Here is a 24071-nt window from a genome sequence, read left to right on the forward strand (position 1 = left end):
TCGTCATACGACGGCGGCGGCTGAGCGGACACAGCCGGTCAACCTACCAGCCTCCACACTAGACACCCGAACCGCCCGACGACCTATCCAGTCACCGGTTGATCATCCCTTGGTCCTGATCCGTGCCGCCGGGAACGGCTCCCCGCGGCGGTCGAGGTGCGTCGAGAATGGTCGTGAAACGGCGCCCGATCCCCACTTTCCGGGGAACGGACGATGGTGGTTCGTGTTCACCGCCCGAGAACACGAACCGTGCCGAGGTGTGTCGTGACTTTACAACACGAGTGGGCGTTTCGAGTGCTGTCTCGATGAGTGTCGAAGTACTTGTTATATACAAGCAAATAGTCCTGTAATATCTTCATCTCCGCTAGGAAATGGCAAAAAACCGCCGGGTCGAGGTTCGACCCGGCGGTTCTTTGTCGGCGCGGTGTGGCGGTCAGCCGCCCTGGGTGTGCGGCGGCCGGTCGTCGTCCGGCGAGTCCTGGGCGTCCGGGTCGCCCGTGGTGGGCGCGGACGAGGCGGGCGTCGGGCCGTCGGCCGGCTGGTCCGCCACGATGCCGCCGTCAAGGTGCGGCCGGGGCGTGGCCGGCGGGTCGGCCACGATGTCGGGGTCGAGGCTCGGCGTGGCGGGCGGGTCGGCCACGATGCCCGGGTCGACGGGTGGACGCGACGCCGGGGGAGCGTCGTCGGCCCACGGTGAGGTGGACGGCGCCGGCGGTTCGTCCGCTTCCGGCGTGGTGAAGGCCGGGGGCGGGGGAGTCGCGGGGACCGACGGGAGGTCCACCTCAGGCGACGCCGGCGGGGGCGTCCCGGGAGCGGCGGGCGCGTCGGTGTCCGGCGGGGTGGCCGTCGCGGCCGGGGGTGGCGGTGTCGCCGGAGCGGGCGGCGCCTCGGGGTCGGGCGGCGTGGCCGTGGCGCCGGGCCCCGGCGGGCCGGGCGGTGTCGAGGGGTCGGGCGGTGTCGAGGGGTCGGTCGGCGGCGAGGCCAGGTCGGCGAGCCGGGCGAAGTTGACACTCCAGCCGACGCCGAACACCGGCGGGCCGACCAGCTTCGGGTTGGCGGGATCCCAGAGCTTCTGCTTGATGCTGTCGGCGGTCGGCGCCCGGAAGTCGTACGGCACGCCGCCGACATCTCCGTGCCAGTCTCGATCAGCGGTTGGTTTGTCCAGCTCACGGGCGACGGCGGCGCCGGTCAGGACGCCGGCGGCCGCGGCGACGATACGTGCCAGTGCGACGTTCATCGGGCCAGCGTACGACTCACCCGCACCCACGGCTCGCCACGGCCGGCCGGGCGCCTCAACCGAGGACGTCGGGGGCCTGCCACTTCTCGCCGCGGACGTGGTGGGCCAGGAAGGCCAGGACGGTGGCGTACCAGGCCTTGGCGTTGCCGGGCTTCAGGATCCAGTGGTTCTCGTCGGGGAAGTAGAGGAAGCGGTGCGGGCTGGGTTCGCCGCCGGCCCGGGACTGGAGATCCCACCACAGCCGCAGGGCCTCGCCGATCGGCACGCGATAGTCACGGTCACCGTGGATGATCAGCATCGGCGTACGAATCCGATCGGCGAAGTCATGCGGTGAATTGGCCGCCGCGACCGGGGCGGGCAGCTCGCGCGCCCACAGGTCGGACGTGTCGGTGGTGGCCGCGAACTGGTCCAGCGCCCACAGCGACGCGTGCGTGACGATCGCGGTGAAGCGGTCGGTGTGCCCGGCGATCCAGTTGGCCATGTAGCCGCCGAACGACCCGCCCATCGCCGCGGTCCGGGACTCGTCGAGGTCGGCGCGGGCGACGGCGGCGTCGGTGAGCGCCATCAGGTCGGTGTACGGCTTGTCGCCCCACGCGCTCCAGCCGCGCTCCATGAAGTGGTAGCCGTACCCGGTGGACAGTGCCGGGTCGGGCAGCAGCACGGCGTACCCGTCGGCGACCGCGATCCACGGGTTCCACCGCCACGACCAGGAGTTCCACGAGTGCCGCGGGCCGCCGTGGACCCAGAGCAGCATCGGCACGGGCGAGTCGGCGTCCGCGTGGTGCGGCAGGGCGAGCCAGGCGCGCAGCGGGGTGCCGTCCTCGGCGGTCGCGGTGACCTCGGTCAGCCGTCCGGGCAGCTCCAGCTCGTCGGCCGGACCGAGCAGGGGCTCGAAGGCGGGAGCGCCGGTCAGGGCCACGCGGACCGGTGCGGGTGGGCGGTCCACGGTCGCGCGCAGCGCGTACGCCCAACGCCCGTCCGGCGCCACCCGCACGTCGGTGTACGCGCCGTCGTCCGGCGTCAGCCGCGTGACCGACCCGTCGGCCGCGTCCACCCGCCACAGCGGCGACCGGCCCCGATCATCGGCGATCACCACGAGCGAGGCGCCGTCCGGCGTCCACCGGCCGAGGTCCGGCCACCGGTCCCAGTCCCGGGTCAGGTCGCGCACCGGTCCGCCGGCCAGCGGCACGACGCCCAGCCAGCAGGTCATCGACGCGGCCGGGGTGGCCCGCCGCCACACCACCACGGCGACCCGGGTGCCGTCCGGGGAGATGCGCGGCGACGCGAAGGACAGGGCCGGGTCCTCGGCCAGGGTCCGCCGCTCGCCGGTCGCCACGTCGATCGCCACCAGCGACACCTGCCGGTCGCCGTCGGCGCTGGACACCCACATGGTGACCACGGTTCCGCCGTCCGGGCTGATGTCCCAGTCGACGCCGTCCTCGAGCGCGCGCCCGACATGCCCGGTGAGGTCGCGCGGCTCCCGGTCGGCGCCGACTGCCAGCAGCCGGGTCCGGTCCGGGCCCAGATCCTGGTCCCAATGCCGGGGCGGGTACTCGCTGTGCAGGATCGCCGAGACGCCGCCGTCCTTGCGCTGCCTCCGGATCTCCTGGTCGGCCGGCACGTCCGCCGCGGACGGCATCAGGTCCGACCCCAGCACCACGGTTCCGGACGCGCTGGTGATCAGCCCGCGTACCCCACCGGGCGGGGTGGCCAGCACCCGCGCGTCACCGCTGCCAGCGGGCTGCACCCACACCGCGGTCCGGGCCTCGGCGCCCTCCTCGGCCTCCGGGTCCGTCCGCTTCGACGCGAAGAGCAGGTCGCCGTCCGGGGTGAACGCGGCCGCCGACTCGCCCTCGCTGCTCCGGGTCAGCCGGCGGGCCGGCCGCCGCCCGTCCGGGTCGACCTCCCAGAGCGCGGTGACGTAGCGGGTGTTCTTCCGGTCCGGTGTGGACACCCCGACGACGACTCGGCTCCCGTCCGGCGCCAGCCACAGCCCGGCCACCCGGGGCAGTCCGGCGTACACGTCGAGATCGGCAAAGGGATCGACATTTGTCACCATCGTGTTTTCATACCATCGAAACGACCTCCGGGTAGGGCGGTGGCAGCCGGTTGCCGCGTGCCCGCCCTCGCGCCGGGCTGATGGACCGGGTTCGGGGACTGACAACTCACCGACTGGTGGCTTGTCCTCGGGCGATGAAGCGGCGCAGACTCGCCGTTCGGGAGGCACCATGCGTCAGAGGGCTGTGCAGCGCGTCGAGGACAAGCCGGAATGGGTCACGCCCTCGGCCCCGGCCCGCCCGGCGGCCTCGGCGCTGACGCATCTCCAGCAGACGGCCGGGAACCGCGCCGTCGCCCAGCTGCTCCAGAGCGGCGGCAACATCGTGCACACCCTGGCCGAACCCTCCCCGGCCTCGTTCGGCGACATCCAGGCGATGCGGCCCGGCAGCAGCTTCGTCACCGGCGCGACCTCGATGCCGGACGGCAGCTTCAAGGCGCCACGGTTCGACATGGGCGCCACCTCGGCCGGTGGCGCGGATCCGGCCGGGCTGAGCTGGGCCTGCCGGCCGACCTGGATCCAGCACTACGACGAGGGCAACAGCGAGTGCGTCTACCTCGAACCCGGCCGGCACCGGACCTCCCGCGAGGAGAACGGCAAACCGGTGTTCATCCACGTGTCGCGGGACGTGTCGAAGCGGATCCAGCAGGGCGAGGCGGAGCACGCCGGCGACATCAAGCGGGCCCGGGACCTGTCGATCCGCGACGCCGAGAACGTGCTCGCCAAGCACGTGATCGGAAAGACCTTCACGGCACCGACCCGGGAGGAGGCCGAGCAGCAGGTGCTCGACCGGATCCTCGGCCGCCTGGCCCACCCGGAACTGGGCAACGACCAGAGCACGTGGGGCGACACCTACCGCAAGCTGTACGAGAAGACCGCCGAACGGGACACCAACGGCTGGCACACGTTCACCCAGGCCTTCCCCAAGCACGAGGACGGCGAGGTCACCTACGAGGTGGTCGACCGGACGAAGATCGGCGCCAACCCGCCGCGCACGTTCATCTCGTACTGATGACCCTCAGGTCAGCAGCACCTCGCGCATCTGCTGGCCCGGGTTGAACATGCCCAGCGGGCGGCCGGAGCCCGGCTCGAACACCTGAAGGACGTTGTTGCGGCGCATCAGCTCGCGGATCGGCAGCGCGATCGGGGGCGGGTCGCCGATCGCGTCGTGCAGCGCCCGGGCCGACGTGATCAGGCCCGAGGCCAGGCCGGCGGCGTCGCTGTCGACCGGCACGCCGAAGAACTCCCAGCCGGCCGCGGTCAGGTCGAGCAGCTCGAAGAGGTGGTTCAGCAGCGGGGCCGGGTCGGTCACCCGGGTGATCCGCTTGGCGTGGGCGCCGACCACCGCGGTGGCGCCGGCGATCTGGGCGTACGGATGGAAGCCGCTCCGCAGTTCGAACATGGGCCAGCGCAGGTAGGGCGCGGCGTCCCGCCACAGCGGCCGGTAGTTGCGGCGGTCCAGCGCGAACCAGTGCCCGGTGCGCTGATGCAGGTCGGTCACCTGGCCGGCCAGCGCGGCATGCGCGGCGTCGGCCGACTGGTGTATCACGTCCGCGGCCACGATCAGCCCGTCGTCACCGGCCAGCATGCGGCTCACCGTGTCGGCCTGGTCGGCGAACCGCATCATGACGGCGCCGCCGAACTGGCTGCGGACGTCATGCAGCAGCGCGTCCCGCACACCCGGGTCGCTCGACGCGGGTTCCCGACCCGACCCCCGACGGAACCACCGCATATCGCCTCGTTTCGCCGTGACTGGCCGATCCGCGGTCATGCTAGCCGCAGGGACGACTCACATGCTCGCCAGGGCGATCGCGAACACGGCGGCGGAGGCCGCGAGCAGGCCACCGAGCGTGCCGCCCATCAACAGCAACGCAGGGCGGGTCCGCAGGAACAGCCGGAGCAGCAGGTAGACGCCGGCCGCGCCGATGAACGCCAGCACGGCCAGGTAGGACACGAACAGGAAGCACGCGCCGATCAGCACCGCCGAGCCGATCGAGGCCCAGACGGTCGCCCGCCCACTGAGGTCACGCCGCAGCACCAGGTAGGCCACCGCCCCGGTGAACAGCAGCACGACCACCTCGGTCAGGCCGACGTGGACCCGGGCCAGCATCAGCATCAGCACGAAGCTGAGCGCCACCCCGCCCACCACCCCGGCGGCGGCGAGGAACGCCCGCTGGAAACCGAGGCGTGGGACCAGGGCGGGCAGCGAGACGCCACCCGCGTAACACGCGGCGAAACCGACCATCAGCGCGAGCGAGGAGTCCATGGGCGTCGATGCTACGAAGCCCGCGCACCCCCGCCGGCTCTTCCGCCGGCGACGATGTCGAGGTCGATCGGCATACCCGTCTTCACCGTGCGGCTGATCGTGCACTCGCGGTCGATGGCCGTCCGCAGCGCCTTGACCACCCGCTCCCGTTCGGCGTCGCCCAGACCCTCCAGATCGACGTCGAGCGTGACCGAGATCCGCTGGTACTCGTGGCTGCCCGGCTCGCGGTCGCGCTCGACGGTGGCGTCGACCCTCGCGTCCGGCCCGGAGCGGCGGACGACCATGTCCTCGATCGTCACGGTCGTGCACGCGGCCACCGCCAGCTGGAGCAGCTCGCCCGGGGAGAACGCGCCGTCGATCTCGTCGGTGCCGATGCGTACCTCGGCGCCTCGATCGTTGCGCCCGATCCACGTGTGTGCGCCGACCCGCTCCACGCTGCCGCCATGACCTGCCACGTCGCCTCCTCGATCCGGTTTCCCGCTCGATTGTCCGCGATCGCGCCGCCCCGCCCCACCCCGACCCCTTTGCTCTGCGCACTCATACGCACCCCCTCTTCGAACTGCGGAAATGTGGTTCCGCTCGCTCCCGGATCGGCGCGGTGACCGATTGATGCCGTTATCGACGGGGTGCGTATGGGTGCGCAGAGCAAAGGGCCGCTAGGGGGCTAGCCCTGACAGGAGACGGTGGGCCAGGTGTAGTTGCCGTTGTGCTGGACGGTGACGCCGAAGGTGTTGCCGCTGCCGTTCGGGCGGGCGGTCATCACCTGGCCGGAGGAGTCCCAGCTCGGGCTCGTGTTCCAGGTGTTGATGACCTTGGCCGGGGAGGGGACGTTCATCGTCACGGTCCAGTTGGTGGAGCCGGTGACCGCGACGTTGAGGTTGTAGCGGTCGCTCCACTGCTGGCCGGCCGACAGCGTCGCGGTGCAGGACCCGCCACCGCCACCGCCGCCGCCACCGCCGCCGCCGCCACCCGAGCCGCCGATGGTGATGTTCGAGTTGCCGCTGGACTGGTAGCCCTCGGTCGCCAGGATCTGGTAGTCGTGGTTGCCGAGGTTCATGCCCTTGCCCGCCCAGGCGCTGAAGTGGGTGCCGGCCGAGATCGTGCCGCCGGTCCGCTTCTGCTGGCGGACGCTCCAGTACTGGTAGAACGTCTTGTTGTCGCCCTCGATGGACGGCGCGTTGACCCGCTGGGTGCGGTAGATGTCGTAGGTGCCGCCGTCGCTGCTGACCGTGCCCATGAACGTGCCGGTCGGGCGGTAGGTGCCCCAGTTGTCGACGATGTAGTACTCGATCAGCGGGTTGTGGGTCCAGCCGTAGAGGGTCAGGTAGGCGTTGCCGGAGGGATTGAAACTTCCGGAGTACGAGACGCTGCGGCTGGTCCCCTGGCTCCAGCCTTTGCCGGCCACGAAGTTGCCGGTGTTGCGCCAGCTGGTGCTGTAGTTCCCGTTCGCGCCGAGCTCCATCGAGACGGTGCCCTGGCTGTCGGTCCAGAACGAGTAGAAGTAGCCGTTGTTGGTGCCGGTCTGGTTGGTCGTGACGGCTGCGTAGGCAGCTCCGGGCAGGACGGTCGTCGCGGCGAGGACGGATGCCGCGAGGGCGGCCACGAGGGCGCGTGTGAAGCGCATGTGGATCCTCCTGGGTGATGACCCCGGTGGCAGGGCCGGACATCGATCGATGTCTAAGCCCGAGTATTCGACGAGTCTCGGCGACGTGTCAACAAGTTCCGGAAACTATCGGAATCACGCGGTCGGCGAGGTCGATGACCCGCGGGTCGTGGGTGGCCACCACGGCCAGCGTGCCGTCCCGCACGACCGCGGTGATCGCGTCGAGGACCAGACTCACGTGCTCGTCGTCCTGATGTGCGGTCGGCTCGTCCAGCACGGTGACGGCCGGGACCAGCACCAGGGCCCGCGCCATCGCGGTGCGTTGCTGCTCGCCCAGCGAGGTGTCCCGGGCCGGGCGGGCGGCGATCGGGCCCAGGCCGAGCCGGTCGAGCAACCCGGGATCGGCCGTCCGGCGCCGCACCCTGCTCGGCAGGAACACGTTCTCGGCCACGGTCAGCTCGGGGTCCAGGGCCGGCCGCTGGGGGAGCAGCGACACCGTGGCCCAGTCGGTGACCCGGTGCGCGGGGCGGCCGCCGACCAGGACGTCGCCGGAGGCCGGCGGCATGATCCCGGCGATCAGGTGGCACAGCGTCGACTTCCCCGAGCCGGACCGCCCGGCCAGCACGACCAGCTTGCCAGGGGCCAGGGTCAGATCGATGTCGTGCAGCACGCGGTGCCGGAGGGCGCGGATCTCGACCAGCGTCACGGCGTGCTCCCGGGCGGGTGGAGTTCGACGTGGCCGTCGACCAGGGTGACCACGACCCGGCCGGCCGGGAAGAGCGGCAGCGCTTCCTCCGGCAGCTGCAGGCGGCCGAGCCCGTCGATCGTCGCGGTCCGGTCCTGGCCGGCGTCGTCGGCGCCGGACAGCACCCCGTGCCGCAGCCGCAGGACGGTGTCGGCCGCCGCGATCGCCCGCGAGTCGTGCGTGGCTATCAGCACCGCCGTGCCCCGATCGGCCCGGTCCCGCAACAACCGCAGCACCAGCGCGGCCGACTCGTCGTCCAGCTCGGCGGTCGGCTCGTCGGCGATCAGCAGCCCGGGCGGTCCCACGGCGGCCGCGGCGACGGCCAGCCGCTGCTGCTCGCCCCCGGACATCACCCCCGGCCGCGTCCCCGCCTGGTCGCTCAGCGCGACCTCGGCCAGGGCCGCGGCGGCGTCCGCCGGCACACCCCGCAGCCGGGCCAGCTGCAGGATCTGGCCACGCGCGTCGAGCTGTGGGAACAGGCTATGGGCCGGACGCTGGGCGACCCAGCCGATCTCGCGGCGGCGCAGCCGGTGCAGCTCGCGCCGGGACAGCGCCGACACCAGCCGGCCCCGGTGCCGCAGCTCGCCGCCGGCCGGCCGTTCGCGCAGCGCCAGCACGGCCAGCAGGGTGGACTTGCCGCTGCCGGACGGGCCGGTGATCGCGCTGACCCGGCCCGCCCGCACGGTCACGTCGACGCCGCGCAGGGCCTGGGTCGGACCGGTCCGCGCGGCGTACAGCTGGAGCAGCTCCCGGCCGGCCAGCAGCGGCTCGCTATCCGTTGTCACGGTAGGCCTCCTCCTCGGCGCCGGGGGAGCGAACCGCGGTCAGGGCCACCGCGAGCACGACGGCCAGCAGGGCGGCCGCGGCGGTAACGGCGAAGGCGGCCGGGGCCGGGGCGAAGACGAACCCCGGCCGCAGGCCCGGCTGGTCGTCCAGCAGGCGTGGACCCAGCGGTACGAGCGCCAGCACGCCGGCCACCGCGGCGCCCAGCCCGACCACGCCGAGCAGCACGAACTCCAGCGCGCGGGCCCGCAGCACCCGCGCCCGGCCCAGCCCGACCCGGGCCAGCATGAGGTCGGCCGGGCGGCGGATCGCGGCGGTGCGCTGGGCGTACACGCCGAGGGTCAGAACCGCGAGCAGGGCCAGGTAGCCGGCCACCGCGAGCTGGTAGCCGCGGGCCCGGGCGGTGGCCACGTAGACGTCGTCCTGGCGCAGCACCGCGGCCGTCTCCACCCGCTGCGGCCGCACCCCGAGCGGGGCGGTCACCGCGTTCAGGCCGGCGGCGCCGGAGCTGCTCCACACGTACGTCTGGGCGAAGACCTGCCCGCCGGTCAGCCCGGACCGGGGCCGCAGCCGCGGGTCGGCCGGACCCAGCTCGGCGAAGACCGGCGCGGCCGCCATCACGTACATCGGCTTGCTGCCCAGCCCGGGAAAGGCCGGCACGTGGGCGATCACCGAGAGGTTGGCGCTGTCGAAGCCGACCGCGGCCCGCAGCGAGTTCAGGCCCGCGGCGGCCGGGTCGTTCACCACGATGGCCCGGATCGTCCCGTCCGGGTCGGTCGGCGCCGCGGCCAGCCGGGCCACCGCGTCCCGGGCCGCGGCCAGGTCGTCGCCGCGGCCCCAGAGCGCCACGTCCCGGAAGCCGGTCGGGTCGATCAGCAGCGCCTCGCGTTGCCCGTTGTCCAGCGGCGTGGCCGAGTCGGTGCGCCAGACCAGCGTGGCGCCGGCGGGCAGGGGCGGTGTGCGTACCCCCGGAACCGGTCCTTCCGGCGGGGAGCCGTCGGGCCCGGCCTTGGGCACCAGCGTCGGGTGCGGGTCGAGCTCCCACGAGCCGTTCTCCAGGGTGGCCACGCCTTCCGCGCCCGCCGCCACGGCCACCCGGTCGTCGCCGGTCACGGCCGCCGCCTGCTGCGCCGACAGCGCGAACAGCAGCATGCCCAGGCCGGTGGTCACCACCAGGACGGCGAGCCGGCGCTCGGCGCCACCCGAGCCGAGCCGGCGCCGGGCCAGCCACAACGCGGTCCCGCGGGGCGCCGGGCTGGTGAAGGCGGCGAGCAACCGGGGGAGGTGGCCGGCCAGCACGCCCGCGGCGGCGAGCACGAGCAGCGGCACGAGCAGGTCCACCCCGCGGGCGTCACCGGCCGTCCCGCCCGTTCCGGCCAGCCCGGCCGCGGCGACCAGCGCGGCGACCACCACCAGCAGGCCCCAGGGCAGCGACCGGCGGGCCGTGGCCGGTGGCGCCGGGCGTACCCGTCGAGCCGCGGTCAGCGCGCCCACCCCGCCCACCGTGACCAGACCGGCGAGCGTGCCCGCACCGGCCAGCGCCGCCGCCGGGCCGAACGACTCCGCGATCACGCCCGGCGGCCCGAACCCGGCCACCAGCCGCCACCCGGCCAGCCCGCCCAGGGCCGCGCCCAGCAGCGCCGGAAGCAGATGTTCGAGCAGCCACAACCCGCCGACCACGGGCGCCGGCAGCCCGACCGCCACCGCGTGGCGCACCTCCCGATCGCGGCGGCGGGCGGTCAGCAGCGCCACCGCCAGCACCGAGGCCAGCCCGATCCCGATCGCCGCCCACTCCATCGGCCGGGTCCGCTGCCGCACCGTGTCCGTGGTCTCCTGGGCCGCGCCGGCCAGCCGCCCGATGCCGCTGGCGAACCGCAACGAGAGCGGATCGTCCTGGCCCTCGTCGATCTGGGCCGACGCGTACCGCCGGCGCATCTCCTCGACGCCGTGCGCGGTCCGCCGGGCCTCGGCCAGCGTCGCGTCCGGGGCCAGGGCTGCCTCGGCCGACCAGAGGATCTGGTCGCCCACGGCCTGGGCCAGGCGCTCCACGGTCGCGACGTCGCCCACCAGGAGGTACGCCGGGAGCGTGCGGAACTCGGTGTCGCCCGGGGTGTCCCGTTTCCGCAGCGCCCAGACCCGGCGCCCCGGGCGGTCGGCCGGGAGCCGTCCGTCCGCGTCCACCCGGTAGACACCGGCCACCGGGGCCGTGGCCCGTTTGCGTTCCCCGTCGATGCCCAGGCCGACCGTCAGCGTGATGGTGTCGCCGGCACGGGCCCCGATCTCGGTCGCGACCGGCTCGGGCAGCCACAGCCCCTCGCCGCCGGTCCGGTCCGTCACCAGCTCGCCGGCCGGTGACTCCACCGCGAACAGCCGTGCCCGCGCCGGCTTCCCGCCGGCGTCGACGGTCGATTCCCAGAACACGCCCCGCACCAGCTCGGCGCCGATCGATCCGCCGGTCAGCCGGGGCGGCTCCAGCCCCGGGACGGTCCGCAGCTCGTCCAGCACGCCGGCCTGCTCGCTGCTGGGCCGGGTGTTCGCCGACAGCCGCACCACCGCGCTGTCGTCCTGCCGGGCGGTGACCGGGATCGCGGCTCGCCGCGCCGTGAAGGCGGCGTTGCCGGACGCCTCGGTGAACATCGGCCCGGCCGCGGCGGCCGCCGCCAGCACCAGGAACGAGGACACGACGAGCGCCGACCATGCCCGTTGGCGCAGCCCCCCGAACACGGCCACCGCCGCGAGCCGGGACGCCATGCGACGACGCTACAACAAGATCTATCGTGGACGGGTGCGGCGCGTGCTGGTGGTGGCGATGTCCGGCGCCGGCAAGACCACCGCCGCGCGCCGGTTGGCGGCCGCCCTCGGCCTGCCCTTCCACGAGATGGACGCGCTGGCCCTGGGCCCGGGCTGGTCGACGACGCCGACCCTGGTCGCCGACGTCGAGGCGATCGTCGGCGAGCCGGGCTGGATCATCGACTCGTGGGGCTACCCGCCGGTCCGCGACCTGATGTGGGCGGCGGCCGACACCGTGGTCTGGCTCGACTACCCGCGCCGGGTGGTGCTGCCCCGCCTGCTTCGCCGGTCGCTGTCCCGGTCGTGGCGCCGCGAGCCGGTCTTCGGCGGCAACGTCGAGCGCTGGCGCGACTGGCTGACCCGCGACCACCCGTTCTGGCACGCGGTCGCCACCTTCGGATCCCGTCGTGCCTACCTGGCCGAACGAACCGGACGTGAGGGTCATCTCCGCGTTCTCCGCTTCGACGACCCTCACGACTTCGAGACCTGGCTCCGCGACCTGGCCTAGTCGGAGATCTCGACGTGTAGCAGCTGGTCGTCCAGCGTGCCGGTCAGGGCGTTGTTGGCCGCCTGGTCGACGAGCCGGTAGGTCACCCGCACGGTGTGGTTGCCGGGGCCGACCCGCTTGCAGACCTGCGTGCTGTCGGCCTGGCCCGCGTCGGTGGTGAACGAGAGGTCGTTGACCGGCGGCATCGGCGCCCCGTCCAGCAGCACCTGGACCTCGACGAAGTCGACCGGCGCGACGACGTTGACGCCCTGGCCCTGGAGGCGGCCCTCGGCCGAGTAGGTGACCAGGATGTGGTCGCTGTCCATGGCCGGCGTCACAAAGGTCACGAAGCTGCCGGGCACCGGCGCCCAGCCGCCCTCGGCCAGGGCGACCGGGGTGTCGTTGAGCCGGGCCAGGCTCTGCTCCTGGACGCCGCCGTCGCAGTCGGCCGGGCCGGCGCCGTCCGCGCTCAGGGCCAGGTCGTCGTCCAGCAGCGCCGCCGCCGACGGCCCGCCGGCCAGCAGCGCGAGCACGGTCGCGACCGCCGGGACCAGGATCTTGGTTCGTGTCCGCATGGTGCTTCCCCTCGGTTGGCGCCGGCCCCTCGGCCGGCGTGGCGACACCGTCCCAGCGCGGCCTCCGGGTGGTGTCACGGTTGGGTCATGGCCGGGCGGGGTGCACCAAACCACCCTCAACGGGGGGATATATCGGCCGACCGGCTGAGCCGGGCGCTTGCGCCGGGACCGCACCATGACGACGTGCTGCGAAAAGTTCTCACCCTGGTGGTGGTCGGGGCGGTCGCCTCGGCCGGGCTGGTGGCCAGCGGGTCGCGCGAGGTCACGGCCGCCCGCTCGGCGGTCATCGACGTGCTGTTCGTGGGCAACAGCCTGATCGGCACCAGGACCCGCGGCGGCGAGGACACCCCCGACGTGGTCCGCCGGATGGCCGGGGCGCGGGGCCGCACGGTCCGGGTCACCAAGGCCATCCGGTACGGCAGCACGCTGCAGAAGAGCTGGGACACCGGGCTGTCGAGGCGGCCGCTGACCGCCGGGCGCCGCTACGACTTCATCCTGCTCCAGGAGTTCAGCGTGCTGGTGGCCAGCGACCCGGCCCGGGTCCGGCGCACCCTGCTCGACACGTACACCCCGGCCCTGGCCCGGTCGTTGAAGCCCGGCGGCAAGGTGATCCTGTTCAAGAACTGGGCGCTCGTACCCCACAAGGGGTTCCCGAGCCGGGCCGCGAACGTGGCCGCGATCGACCGGAACTACGAGCGGCTCGCCCGGGACCTGCCGCTGCCGGTCGTGCTCGCGCCGATCAGCGACGGGTTCGAGAAGGTGGTGGCCCGGCGCGGCACCACCCCGCTGATCGTCAAGGACGGCAAGCACCCCACCAGCCAGGCCATCTACCTGGACGCCGCGATCCTGTACGGGATGTTCTACGGCGAGGCGCCGGACGACGTGCCGAACCTGTTCCTGAAGCCGGCCACGGCCCGCTACCTCCGCGGGGCGGCCACCCAGGCGTTGGCGGCCTGACCGAACGATTCACGGCCCGGCCGCGTGAATGGTAGGTGTGAGCGAAGCACTGCTCGAGCGCGCGACGCCGGCCGAGACCCCCGCGCCGCCGAGGATCGCCGGCCTGGACGGGCTGCGTGGCCTCTGCGCCCTGTACGTGCTGCTCTTCCACTGCTGGGCGTACACCTTCAAGGGTTTCCCGAGGAGCACCGGCCCGGCCTGGCTGGACTGGCTCGGCCTGGGCCGGCTGGCGGTGGTGTTCTTCCTGGTCCTGTCCGGTTTCTCGCTGGCCGTCTCAGCGGCGCGCAACGGCTGGCGGCTGGGCGGGCTGCGACGCTTCGTCCGGCGCCGGGCCTGGCGGATCCTCCCGCCGTACTGGGCCGCCCTGGTCCTCAGCCTGATCATCACGCTGACCGTGGTGCGGATGCCGCACTCCGGCCCGCCGAACGGCAAGTCGGTGATCGTTTTCGGCCTGCTGCTGCAGGATCTGGTGCGCGCGCCCACGCCCAACGGCGCCTTCTGGTCGATCAGCGTCGAGGCGCTGCTCTACCTGACCTTCCCGCTGCTCCTGCTGATCACCCGCCGGGCCGGCATCGCGGTCACGCTGCTGTGCGCGACCGCACCGGTGATCGCCTACGGCCTGATCAATCCGCCCCCGGCCGATGCCGCCCGGCACCTGGCCTGGCAGCTGCTCCCGGTGTTCGCGGCGGGGGTCGCGGCGGCGGGGATCGTCGCGGCCGATGATGCGGTACGCCGGGCGCCATGGCTCTGGATGTCGATGGCGGCGGCGGTCCCGGCCGCCGCGCTCATCGTGATCCGCGGCGGCGGCTGGGTCGTGGACAACTACTTCACCGTCGACCTGGCCATCACCCCGGCCCTGGCCCTGCTCGTGGTGGCCCTGGCCACCGGCCGTCCGGCCTGGCTGGCCGGTCTGCTGAGCGCCCGCCCGCTGGCCTGGCTGGGCTCGTTCTCGTACAGCCTCTACCTGATCCACCTGCCGATCGTGGTGGCGATCAGCCTGACCGTGGTGGCGCCCCGGTTCGGGCACGGGCTGACCGCCTTCGCGGTGACCACCGTGGTCGCCGGCGGTGTGTCGTTGATCGGCGCCTGGCTGTTCGCCAAGGTCTTCGAGTTCCCGTTCCAGCGCCACCGCTCGTTCGCCGCCCTGTTCCGCCGGGCGGCGTAGTCGATCGTGCGGGTTTCCGCACGTGTCCGATCTCTGCTTGACCCCTTTCCGGACCGGCTGCGACCGTCCCGTCGACGGTTATCGAACTCGGTCGATACGGGGGCGGACTCATGCAGCTCGATCGATGGCGCCTGCCCGCACGGACCGCGCTCGCCGCCCTGCTGGCCTTCGTGCTCGCCCTCGACCTGGGCGGCTCCGGCATCACCACGGTCCCGGCGGCCGAGCGCGACCGGGCCCGGGCCTCGGCGCACCGGGCGGCGGCCAAGCCGGCCCAGCGCTGGGGCACCGCCACCGGCGGGTCGGTGACCGGCCGGAACGGCAACCGGATCATCCCCGCCTCGGAGCGCGCCCGGTACCCGCTGCACACCACCCGGGCCGCGCCGGCGGCGCCGCCGAACCGCGCCTCGGTGACCAGCGGGCCGGCCGGCGCGAAGGCCGGCTTCGACCGCCGGACCAGCCGGGTGCGGACGCCGCGCGACGCGACCGAGCGGGTGTACGACAACGCCGACGGCACGCAGACCACCGAGTTCTCGGCCGGCCCGCCGGTCGAGCCGGGGGCCGGCACCGGTGGCATGTACGTGCGCGGCGGCTCGACCGTCAAGGGCGGCTCCGAGCTGCTGGTCGGCAACGACGGCCAGAACGCGGCCGCGTACGTGAGGTTCGACTCGGTCAGCTCCCGGCTGGCCGGCCACACGATCCTCGGCGCCGGGCTCAGCCTGGTCAACTTCGACGCCGGCTCCTGCCGGTCGCGGCCGATCACCGTGCACCCGGTCACCCAGTCCTGGTCGGACGAGGGCGCCTACAGCTATCCGGGCCCGTCCGTCGGGGGCTCGCTGGCCTCGGCGTCGTTCGCGCACGGTCACATCCCGCTCGGGTCGGCCACGTCGCCCTGCCCGATGGCGGCCGAGTTCGTCGACCTCGGCAACGGCGGCCGTCAGGTGGTGCAGCGCTGGGCCGACGGCCAGCCCAACCACGGGCTCTCGCTGCGGGCCACCACCTCGGACAGCAAGGACTGGAAGAAGTTCGGCGGCACGGGAACGGCCAACCGGCCCACGCTGTACGTGACGCACAGCCCGTACGACGCGAAGTACGAGATCCCCAACCCGGTGCCGAATCCGCCCGTGACCCAGATCCAGGACGGCAAGGTCAAGGTCACCGTCACCAACACCGGGTCCGAGGCCTGGACGCCGAGCACCTACTACCTGGCCTACCGCGCCTACAACGCCCGGACCGGCGTCTCGGTCGTGCAGCAGCGGGCCGCCACCCTGCCCGGCACGGTGGCCCGCAACGCCAAGGTCACCCTGGACGCGACCATCAAGGCGCTGCCCCCGGGCGTGTACTTCCTCGACTACACCATGGTGCGCACCGGCGGCGCGGTGTTCACCGACTTCCAGGTGCCGCCCGCGCGCATCGTGCTGCACGTCATCGACATCCCGGCGGTGGTGGCCGAGCTCTACCCGCCGAACGGCTACCAGGCGCCGACGCTGCAACCGCTGCTCTGGGCCCGTGCCGTCGACACCGACGCGCCGCCCGGGCAGACGCTGCAGTTCAGGTTCGAGGTCTGCGACGTCGACGCCGACAACAAGCCGGTGTCCTGCACGAACTCCGGCTTCCAGGCCAGGCAGGCGTGGACCGTACCGGCCGGGCGGCTGCTCTGGGGCCGGAACTACCAGTGGCGGACCACGGTCAAGGACAACAACAACGAGACCGTGTCCGCGTACTCGACGATCATCGCCTCGGTCCCGCAGCCCGATGTCGTCTCCCGGGTGGCCGGCGCCCCGTACGCCGAGACCGGCCGCGAGTTCGACGCCAACACCGGCAACCTGAGCACCGCGGCGCTCGACGCCGTGGTCGGCACGGCCGGTCCCGACCTGAACGTGGCGCGCACCTACAACAGCATGGACCCGCGGGTGGACGGCGCGTTCGGGGCCGGCTGGTCGTCGCGCTACGACATGAAGGTGGTCCCGGACGGCGACGGCTCGGGCAACGTCGTGGTCACCTACCAGGACGGGCAGGCGGTCCGGTTCGGGCGGAACCCGGACGGCTCGTACGCCCCGCCGGCCGGCCGCACCGCCCGGCTGACCACCACCGGCACCCAGTGGGTGCTGCTCGACAAGAGCGGCACGACCTACTACTTCACGCTGGGCAGCGGCAAACTCGCCAAGATCACCGACAACGCGCTGCGCTCGGTGATCCTCAGCCCCGACGGCGCCGGCCGGCTGGCCACGGTCCAGGTCTCGAACTCGCAGACCAACCGGCTGGGCCGCAAGCTGACGTTCGTCTGGGAGGGCAACCACGTCAGGCAGGTCCGCACCGACAAGGTCGGCGGGGCCGAGCTGACCTGGCAGTACTTCTACACCGGCGACCTGCTCACCAAGGTGTGCTCGCCGGAGGAGAAGTGCACCCAGTACGAGTATTCGGCCGGGTCGCACTACCGGACCGCGGTGCAGGACGCCCGGCCGGAGTCGTACTGGCGGCTGGGCGACACCGCGCCCGGCGCCGGGGCGGTCAGCAACTCCGGCGCCGCCAGCGACGTCGGGGTCAACCTGGGCCAGGACGCCGGCACCTACCAGAACGTGGCCCTCGGCGCGGCCGGCGCGCTGGCCGGCACCACCGACACCGCGGCCTCGTTCGGCGGCACGAACTCGTCCGTCACGCTGCCCCGGGGCACCCTGAAGAAGAGCCGCGACGCCGCGGTCGAGGTCTGGTTCAAGGTCGGCCTGACCCAGACCGGCGGCCCGCTGGTCGGCTACCAGAACAAGGCCCTCGGCACCGCCTCGACCACCGGCGTGCCGATCCTCTACACCGGCACCGACGGGCTGCTCCGCGGGCAGTTCGCGGTCGGGTCGATCAACCCGATCACCTCGGCCGCGGTGGTCAACAACAACGTCTGGCACCACGCCGTGCTGACCCTGATCGGCACCACCCAGACGCTCTACCTGGACGGGGTCAGGGCCGGCGAGCAGACCGGCGTCACGGTCGACGCCACCCTGCTCTCCGAGAACCAGATCGGCGCGGCGTACGCCACCGGCACCTGGCCCGGCTGGGGCGGCACCGCCCAGCGGTCCTTCCACGGGGTGATCGACGAGGTGGCGGTCTACCACCACCCGCTCGGCGAGGCCACGGTCAAGGCCCACCGGGCGATGGCGAGCCCGGCCGCGCAGCAGCTCAGCAAGGTGATCCGGCCCAGCGGGAAGGTCGCCTCGGAGATCACCTACGACACCGCGACCGACCGGGTCAAGGAGTACACCGACGGCAACGGCGGCACCTGGGACGTCGGCCGGCCGGCGGTCTACGGCGACGACCACGACCTGCGCCGCAGCATCCAGGTGAACGACCCGGCCGACCGGCCCCACCTGTACGAGTACGACGCGATCACCGGCCGGATGCTGCGCTCGGGTGTCCCGCTCGGCCTGGAGACCCGGGCCGAGGACCAGCCCCGGCCGAGCACGCCGCCGGCCGATCCGCCGGCCGAGCAGTGCACCCGGCCCGACCCGCAGGACCCGGGCTTCTGCACGATCATCCCGGCCGATTCCGGCGGCCCGGTCTTCGTCCGGCACCCACTCGAGGGCATGGCCATCCGCAGCTTCAGCTACAACGCGCAGGGCTACCAGAGTCAGGTCGTCAACGAGAACGGCTACTCCGTCGACCTGACCTACGACAAGCGGGGCAACGTGCTGACCCGCACGACCTGCCGCACCGAGAACCAGTGCTCCACGGCGTACACGACCTATTCGGCCACCGTCACCGACGAGTTCGACCCGCGTCGCGACCTGGCCGTCGAGACCCGGGACGCACGGTCGGCCTCGGCCACCGACCCGAAGTACGTCACCCGCTACGCGTACGCGCCGGTGACCGGGAACCTGACCGAGCAGACCAACCCCGACGGCAGCCGGGTCAAGCACACCTACACCACCGGGGCCGAGGCGGCGTTCGACAGCGGCAACCCGCCGCCCGGCCTGCTCGCGTCCACCACGGACGGCCGGGACAAGGTCACCCGGTTCCGCTACCTCCAGAACGGCGACCTGGCCCAGGTGACCGACCCGAAGGGCCTGATCACCGAGTACACCTACGACCCGATCGGCCGGAAGATCGCCGAGAAGCAGATCTCGGACACCTTCCCGGACGGCGTCACCACCGCGTACCGGTACGACGGCCACGGCCGGATGACCACCAGCATCGGCCCGGCGACCACCGACGCGGTCAGCGGGGTCCGCCACCAGACCCAGATCACCACCACCTACGACGCCGACGGCAACGTCACCGGGGCCACGGCGGCCGATCTGCTCGGTGGCGACCCGCCGCGGACCAGCCTGACCGAGTACGACGAGTTCAACCGGCCGGTGCGCCAGGTCGACCCGCTCGGCCACGAGACCACCGCCGGCTACGACCGGTTCGGCAACAAGGTGACCGAGCAGGATCCGAACGGCAATCGGACGGACTACGCGTACACCGCGCAGAACAAGATCGCCGAGATCCGGGCCCGTGACTGGCGCGGTGACCCCGAGGGCGCCCCGCCCACCGGCACCGGCGACCACCTGGTGCTGCACCGGTACTCGTACGACTTCGCCGGCCGGCTGGCCAGCGACGCCGACGCCATGGGCCGGCGGCTGGAGTACCAGTACTACCGGGACGACCTGCTCCAGCGGGTGGTGATGAAGAACTTCCACGACCCGGACGGCAGCACCCGCGACTACGTCACCGAGGAGACCGAGTACGACGGCGCCGGCCACCCGGTCAAGAAGATCCTCAACAACCGCACCCAGGTCGTCACCAACGAGGTCGACGCGGCCGGCAAGGTCATCTCGACCACGGCCGGCCCCGGCCCGGAGCAGCGGGTCACCACGTTCCGGTACGACGGGAACGGCAACGTCGTCCTGACCACCCGGACCGGCAGCCCGTCCAACCTGCCGTGGCCGGTGGCGGCACAGACCGAGCAGGTCGCGTACGCCTACGACGACGGCAACCAGATGATCCGCCAGACGGTCACCGCGGGCGACCAGACCCAGGTCACCGTCAACGACTACGACGACCGTGGCGTGCCGATCTCGGCGACCGACCCGCGCGGCACGGTCACCGGGGCCGACCCGGCGGCGTACACCACGACGTTTGTCAACGACGAGCTGGGGCGGACGACCGAGGTCCGGGGCGCGCCGGTCGCGGCCGAGAGCAACGGGCAGCCGGCCGCCACGGTCCGGCCGGTCAGCAAGGTCGGGTACAACGCGTTCGGCGAGGCGGTGGCGTCGCTCGACCCGCTGGGCAACGTGTCCAGGAGCGAGTACGACCGGCTCGGCCGGGTGGTGCGGTCGATCGCGCCGAGCTACACCGCGCCGGGCGCGAGCGAGGCGGTCGTGCCGGTCACCGAGAACCGGTACGACGCCAACGGCAACGTGATCGAGTCGGTCGACGCGGACGGCACGTCCACCCGGTTCACCTTCGACCAGCTCGACCGGCTCACCGTCCTGGACGAGCCGGCCCGCACGAACGACGAGCGGGCGATCACCCGGTACGCGTACACCCGCACCGGGGAGACCCTGTCGGTGACCGGGCCGACCGGCGCGCGGGTCGAGACCACCTACGACGACCTCGACCGCGCCGTCAGCTCCACCCAGGTCGAGCGGTACCCGGTCACCGAGAACTTCACCAGCCGGCTGACCTACGACGACGCCGCCGACGTGGTGGCCATGCGGAGCGCGTCCGGCGCCCTCACCAGCAACGCGTTCGACGGTCAGGGGCAGGTCACCCGGACGACGTCGCCGACCGGGGTGGTGACCGAGTTCGGGTACGACTACGCGGGCCGGCAGGTGCGGGTCACCGACGGCAAGGGCCGCACCACCCGGGTCGGCTACGACCTGTTCGGCCGGCGGATCTCCGACTCGAGCCTGAACGCCGCCGGGACGACGCTGCGCTCGACGACCTACGAGTACGACCCGGCCGGCAACCTGGTCGCCTCCACCGACCCGTACTCGACCCGGACCATCTACGCCTACGACGCCGCGAACCAGCTGGTCCGGCAGGTCGAGCCGGTGTCGGCCACCAGGTCGATCACCACCTCGTGGGGCTACGACGCGGCCGGCAACCGCACCCGGTACACCGACGGGCGGGGCCACGCGACCGTCTACACGGTCAACAGCCTGGGCCTGTCCGAGTCGACCGTCGAGCCGGCCACCGCGTCCCACCCGGCCGAGGCGGACCGCACCTGGTCGGTGGGCTACGACAAGACCCTGCAGCCGGTCCGGCTGACCGCGCCCGGTGGCGTCAGCCGGACCCGCGGCTATGACGCCGCCGGTCGGCTCACCAGCGAGACCGGTGCGGGTGCCGAGGCCGCGACGGCCGCCCGGTCGCTCGGCTACGACATCGCCGGCCGGCTCGTCACGGTCGGCGCGCCCGGCGGCGAGGACCGCTACACCTACGACGACCGGGACAACCTGCTCGGGGTCACCGGCCCGTCCGGCGCCGCGTCGTTCGTCGTCGACGCCGACTCCCAGGTCACCTCCCGGACGGACGCGGCCGGCACCGCCACCTTCACCTACGACCGCGGCCGGCTCGACACCGTCAAGGACGCGCTGACCGGCGTGACCCAGAAGCTCGGGTACGACAACGCCGGGATGCTCAGCACCGTCGAGTACGGCGCGCTGTCCACCCGGACCTACGGCTACGACGACTTCGGCCACGTCGCCAGTGACACGATCAGGAACCAGTCCGGGCAGAGCGTCTCGTCGATCACCTACGGCTTCGACCTCAACGGCCAGATCAAGAGCAAGAACACGACGGGTACGGCCGGAGCCGGCCAGAACACCTACGACTACGACAAGGCCGGCCGCCTCATCGCCTGGACCAGCGCGGCCGGCACGGTCGGCTACGACTGGGACGACTCCGGCAACCGCACCCGGGCCGGGCCCAAGACGTCCACCTTCGACGAACGCAACCGGCTGCTCGCCGACGGCGACTACACCTACGCCTACACCGCCCGGGGCACCCTGCGGACGCGCACCAGCTCCGGGCTGGCCGAGCCGTACACGTCCGACGCGTTCGACCGGATGACCACCGCGCCCGGCGTGACCTACACCTACGACGGCGCCGACCGGGTCGCCACCCGCAACGGGGTCCGGTGGGCGTACGGGGGCGGAGGCGACGACCCGGTCTCGGACGGCGCCGAGAAGTTCGCTCGCGGCCCGGGCGGCGAGCTGCTCGCCGTCGGCCAGGGCCAGCAGGCCCGCCTGACCATCGGCGACGTGCACGGCGACATCGTGGCGGTGCTCGACCCGACCCGGCCGACCCCGGCCAAGCCGGCGTCCTCCACGGCGTACGACCCGTGGGGCAAGGTGCTCGCCACCGACGGCGACACCGGCAACCTGGGCTTCCAGGGCGACTACACCGACCCGGCCACCCAGCAGGTCGACATGGGCGCACGCTGGTACAACCCGGGCAGCGGCACGTTCGGCTCACGGGACAGCCTCGGCTACTCGACCGGCGACTCGATCCTGGCCAACCGCTACACCTACGGCGCCGGGGCGCCCCTCGACCACGACGACCCGGACGGGCACCTGCCGCGGTGGGTGAAGAGCGGCTGGAACAAGGTCAAGTCGGTGACCAGCGCCGGCTGGAAGGCGGTGACCACCGGCTGGGGCTACGCCAAGCAGGGCTTCGGGAAGGTCTTCTCGGCGTTCCGGGCCAGCCCGCTCGGGCGGCTCACGTCGTACCTGTACCACAAGTCCGGCGCCGATCGCGTGGTCGCCAAGGTCAAGGAGGGCTTCGACGCGGCCGCGACCGGCCAGTTCAAGGAATGGTCGAAACAGCAGTACCACGCGGCCAGGAAGGAGCTGGCGAAGAAACGCCAGGAGGTCACCCGGAGGGCGATGGCCGCGGTGCGGACCGCGATCAAGTACTCGCCCCTGCCGGTCCTGGCGGCCGCGGCCAAACCCCTGATCAAGGTGGGCGGCAAACTCATCCAGAGCGCGGTCACCATCGCGCCGGCCGTCCTGGCGCTGACCGTGCAGGCGATCGTCGACCCGTCGAAGTTCGCCGCGGTCGTCTACCACAAGGCCGTCGAGCGGTACGGCGCCGTGGTCGAGACGGTCTCGAAGGCGGCCGACGCGGTCGGCCAGTTCGTCCAGGAGCACCAGGACGCGATCATCGAGGGCCTGGCCATCGTCGGCAGCATCGCCGCCGGCGCGGCCTGCACGGTGGCGACCGCCGGGGCCGGGGCGGTGGCCTGCGTCGCCGGCTCGGCGGCCCTGATCAACCTGGCCAAGGACGCGGCCCAGGGCGACATCGACAGCCTCGGCGACGCCGTCAGGTCGGCCGGCATCGGCGGCGCGCAGGGCCTGCTCGGCGGCGGCTCCGGCCTGGTCGGCAGCAAGGTCGCCGGCGCGGTCGGCGGGCGACTCAGCGGGCTCGGCGGCCACCTGATCAGCGGCGGCGTCGACGGCGCGGTGAGCGACGGCGTCGCCCAGTACGCGGCCACCGGCCGGGTGAACTTCGCCGGGGTGGCGACCAGCGCCGGCATCGGCGCCGTCACCAGCGGCTTCGGCCGCGGCGGATCGGGCTGCCGCAACAGCTTCACCGGCGACACCGGCGTCCTCACCCCGGACGGCGGAACCAGGCGGATCAGCCTGGTCCGCGTCGGCGACCCGGTCGTCGCCACCGACCCGACCACCGGCCGCACCGAGAACCGCGTGGTCACCGATGTGATCACCGGCACCGGCGAGAAGCACCTGGTCGACATCACCGTGGACACCGGCGACGGCCCACACGTCATCACGGCCACCGACGAGCATCCGTTCTGGGTCACCGACCTGAGAACCTGGGTCCTCCCCACAAACTTGCGCCCCGGCTACCGCTTCGAGACCGCCGACCACCGCCAGGCGACCGTCCACAGCACCCGGCCCCGGACCGAGTGGACCACCGTCCACAACCTCACGGTCGACGGCCTGCACACCTTCTATGTGGCGGCCGGTGATGCCGCGGTCCTGGTCCACAACGACAGCTGTTCGATCGCCGGTCAGGGCGGTGTCGGCAGGTGGACGGCGCCCGGGAAGGCGAACCACATTCTCACCTACGACCTCCGGAGCTCGGCCGGCCATTCCAAGGTGTCCGGCAGCCTGTGGAGCGGCAACATGACGGCGGCGGAGCGCTCGGTCGACGGCGGGTGGAACCAGCAGGCGCTGACCCACACCGAGAACCGAGCGACGCGCATGTTCGGCCTGCCCAGCCGCTTCGAGGTCGTCGGGGACACCTATTTCGGGGTTTTCAACCATATACCGATCGAGGACGGCGACACCCTGCACCTCACCGGAACCAGGCCACCTTGCTCTCGCTGCAAGGGCTCGATGACTGAGTTCGCCGAGAGCAGTGGCGCCGACATCACCTACCACGGCCCGACCGGAAGGTGGCCGTGATGAACA

Annotated in this window: 15 protein-coding genes; 5 read left to right on the forward strand and 10 right to left on the reverse strand. The window is 72.8% G+C overall.

The annotated features are described in order from the left end of the window. Positions 1–433: 433 nt before the first annotated feature. Positions 434–1237, reverse strand: a complete 804-nt coding sequence (locus AB0O15_RS24875) for a hypothetical protein (protein WP_364322689.1) — start codon at positions 1235–1237, stop codon at positions 434–436. Positions 1238–1292: 55 nt separating this feature from the next. After that, positions 1293–3296 carry a prolyl oligopeptidase family serine peptidase gene (locus AB0O15_RS24880; RefSeq protein ID WP_364322691.1) on the reverse strand — a complete coding sequence of 668 codons (2004 nt, stop codon included), beginning with the start codon at positions 3294–3296 and terminating at the stop codon, positions 1293–1295. 169 nt (positions 3297–3465) lie between these two features. On the opposite strand from AB0O15_RS24880, the gene AB0O15_RS24885 reads away from it, so the two are divergent. Next, positions 3466–4305, forward strand: coding sequence for a hypothetical protein (locus AB0O15_RS24885; protein WP_364322693.1), 840 nt, complete (start codon positions 3466–3468; stop codon positions 4303–4305). Positions 4306–4311: 6 nt separating this feature from the next. On the opposite strand, the gene AB0O15_RS24890 is transcribed toward AB0O15_RS24885, so the two are convergent. The 7 genes from AB0O15_RS24890 to AB0O15_RS24920 form a co-directional block, all read right to left on the reverse strand. Next, the gene (locus AB0O15_RS24890; RefSeq protein ID WP_364322696.1) at positions 4312–5025 is read right to left on the reverse strand and encodes a hypothetical protein; all 714 of its coding nucleotides are present in this window, start codon (positions 5023–5025) and stop codon (positions 4312–4314) included. A gap of 57 nt (positions 5026–5082) precedes the next feature. Continuing rightward, complete coding sequence (locus tag AB0O15_RS24895; RefSeq protein ID WP_364322700.1) at positions 5083–5559, reverse strand: hypothetical protein; 477 nt, start codon at positions 5557–5559, stop codon at positions 5083–5085. Between the two features lie 11 nt (positions 5560–5570). Beyond that, complete coding sequence (locus AB0O15_RS24900; RefSeq protein WP_364322703.1) at positions 5571–6014, reverse strand: OsmC family protein; 444 nt, start codon at positions 6012–6014, stop codon at positions 5571–5573. 209 nt (positions 6015–6223) lie between these two features. Then, the gene (locus AB0O15_RS24905; protein WP_364322705.1) at positions 6224–7183 is read right to left on the reverse strand and encodes a glycoside hydrolase family 11 protein; all 960 of its coding nucleotides are present in this window, start codon (positions 7181–7183) and stop codon (positions 6224–6226) included. Between the two features lie 88 nt (positions 7184–7271). Further along, complete coding sequence (locus AB0O15_RS24910) at positions 7272–7868, reverse strand: ATP-binding cassette domain-containing protein (RefSeq protein ID WP_364322709.1); 597 nt, start codon at positions 7866–7868, stop codon at positions 7272–7274. After that, positions 7865–8692 (reverse strand): ATP-binding cassette domain-containing protein, encoded by an 828-nt coding sequence (locus AB0O15_RS24915; protein ID WP_364322711.1) that lies wholly within the window; start codon positions 8690–8692, stop codon positions 7865–7867. Before AB0O15_RS24915 ends, AB0O15_RS24910 begins: the two co-directional genes overlap by 4 nt. Continuing rightward, on the reverse strand, positions 8679–11441 hold the full coding sequence (locus tag AB0O15_RS24920; RefSeq protein ID WP_364322713.1) for a hypothetical protein: 2763 nt from the start codon (positions 11439–11441) through the stop codon (positions 8679–8681). Before AB0O15_RS24920 ends, AB0O15_RS24915 begins: the two co-directional genes overlap by 14 nt. Positions 11442–11475: 34 nt before the next feature. Between AB0O15_RS24920 and AB0O15_RS24925 the strand changes: the two genes are divergently transcribed. Further along, the gene (locus AB0O15_RS24925) at positions 11476–11988 is read left to right on the forward strand and encodes an adenylate kinase (protein WP_364322715.1); all 513 of its coding nucleotides are present in this window, start codon (positions 11476–11478) and stop codon (positions 11986–11988) included. Here AB0O15_RS24925 and AB0O15_RS24930 read toward each other — a convergent pair. Beyond that, positions 11985–12542, reverse strand: a complete 558-nt coding sequence (locus AB0O15_RS24930) for a hypothetical protein (RefSeq protein WP_364322716.1) — start codon at positions 12540–12542, stop codon at positions 11985–11987. The two genes, AB0O15_RS24925 and AB0O15_RS24930, sit on opposite strands and share 4 nt — an antisense overlap. A gap of 183 nt (positions 12543–12725) precedes the next feature. Here AB0O15_RS24930 and AB0O15_RS24935 point away from each other — a divergent pair, with 183 nt between their 5' ends. The 3 genes from AB0O15_RS24935 (at position 12726) to AB0O15_RS24945 (ending at position 24065) form a co-directional block, all read left to right on the forward strand. Then, on the forward strand, positions 12726–13499 hold the full coding sequence (locus tag AB0O15_RS24935) for a hypothetical protein (RefSeq protein ID WP_364322719.1): 774 nt from the start codon (positions 12726–12728) through the stop codon (positions 13497–13499). A gap of 37 nt (positions 13500–13536) precedes the next feature. Then, a complete protein-coding gene (locus AB0O15_RS24940) occupies positions 13537–14664 on the forward strand; it encodes an acyltransferase (RefSeq protein ID WP_364322722.1) in 1128 nt (375 codons plus the stop codon). Between the two features lie 110 nt (positions 14665–14774). Further along, positions 14775–24065: a LamG-like jellyroll fold domain-containing protein gene (locus AB0O15_RS24945; protein ID WP_364322724.1), complete on the forward strand. Its 9291-nt coding sequence runs from the start codon at positions 14775–14777 to the stop codon at positions 24063–24065. Positions 24066–24071 lie beyond the last annotated feature (6 nt).

This window comes from Actinoplanes sp. NPDC089786 (assembly GCF_040684855.1).
Taxonomy (GTDB): domain Bacteria; phylum Actinomycetota; class Actinomycetes; order Mycobacteriales; family Micromonosporaceae; genus Actinoplanes.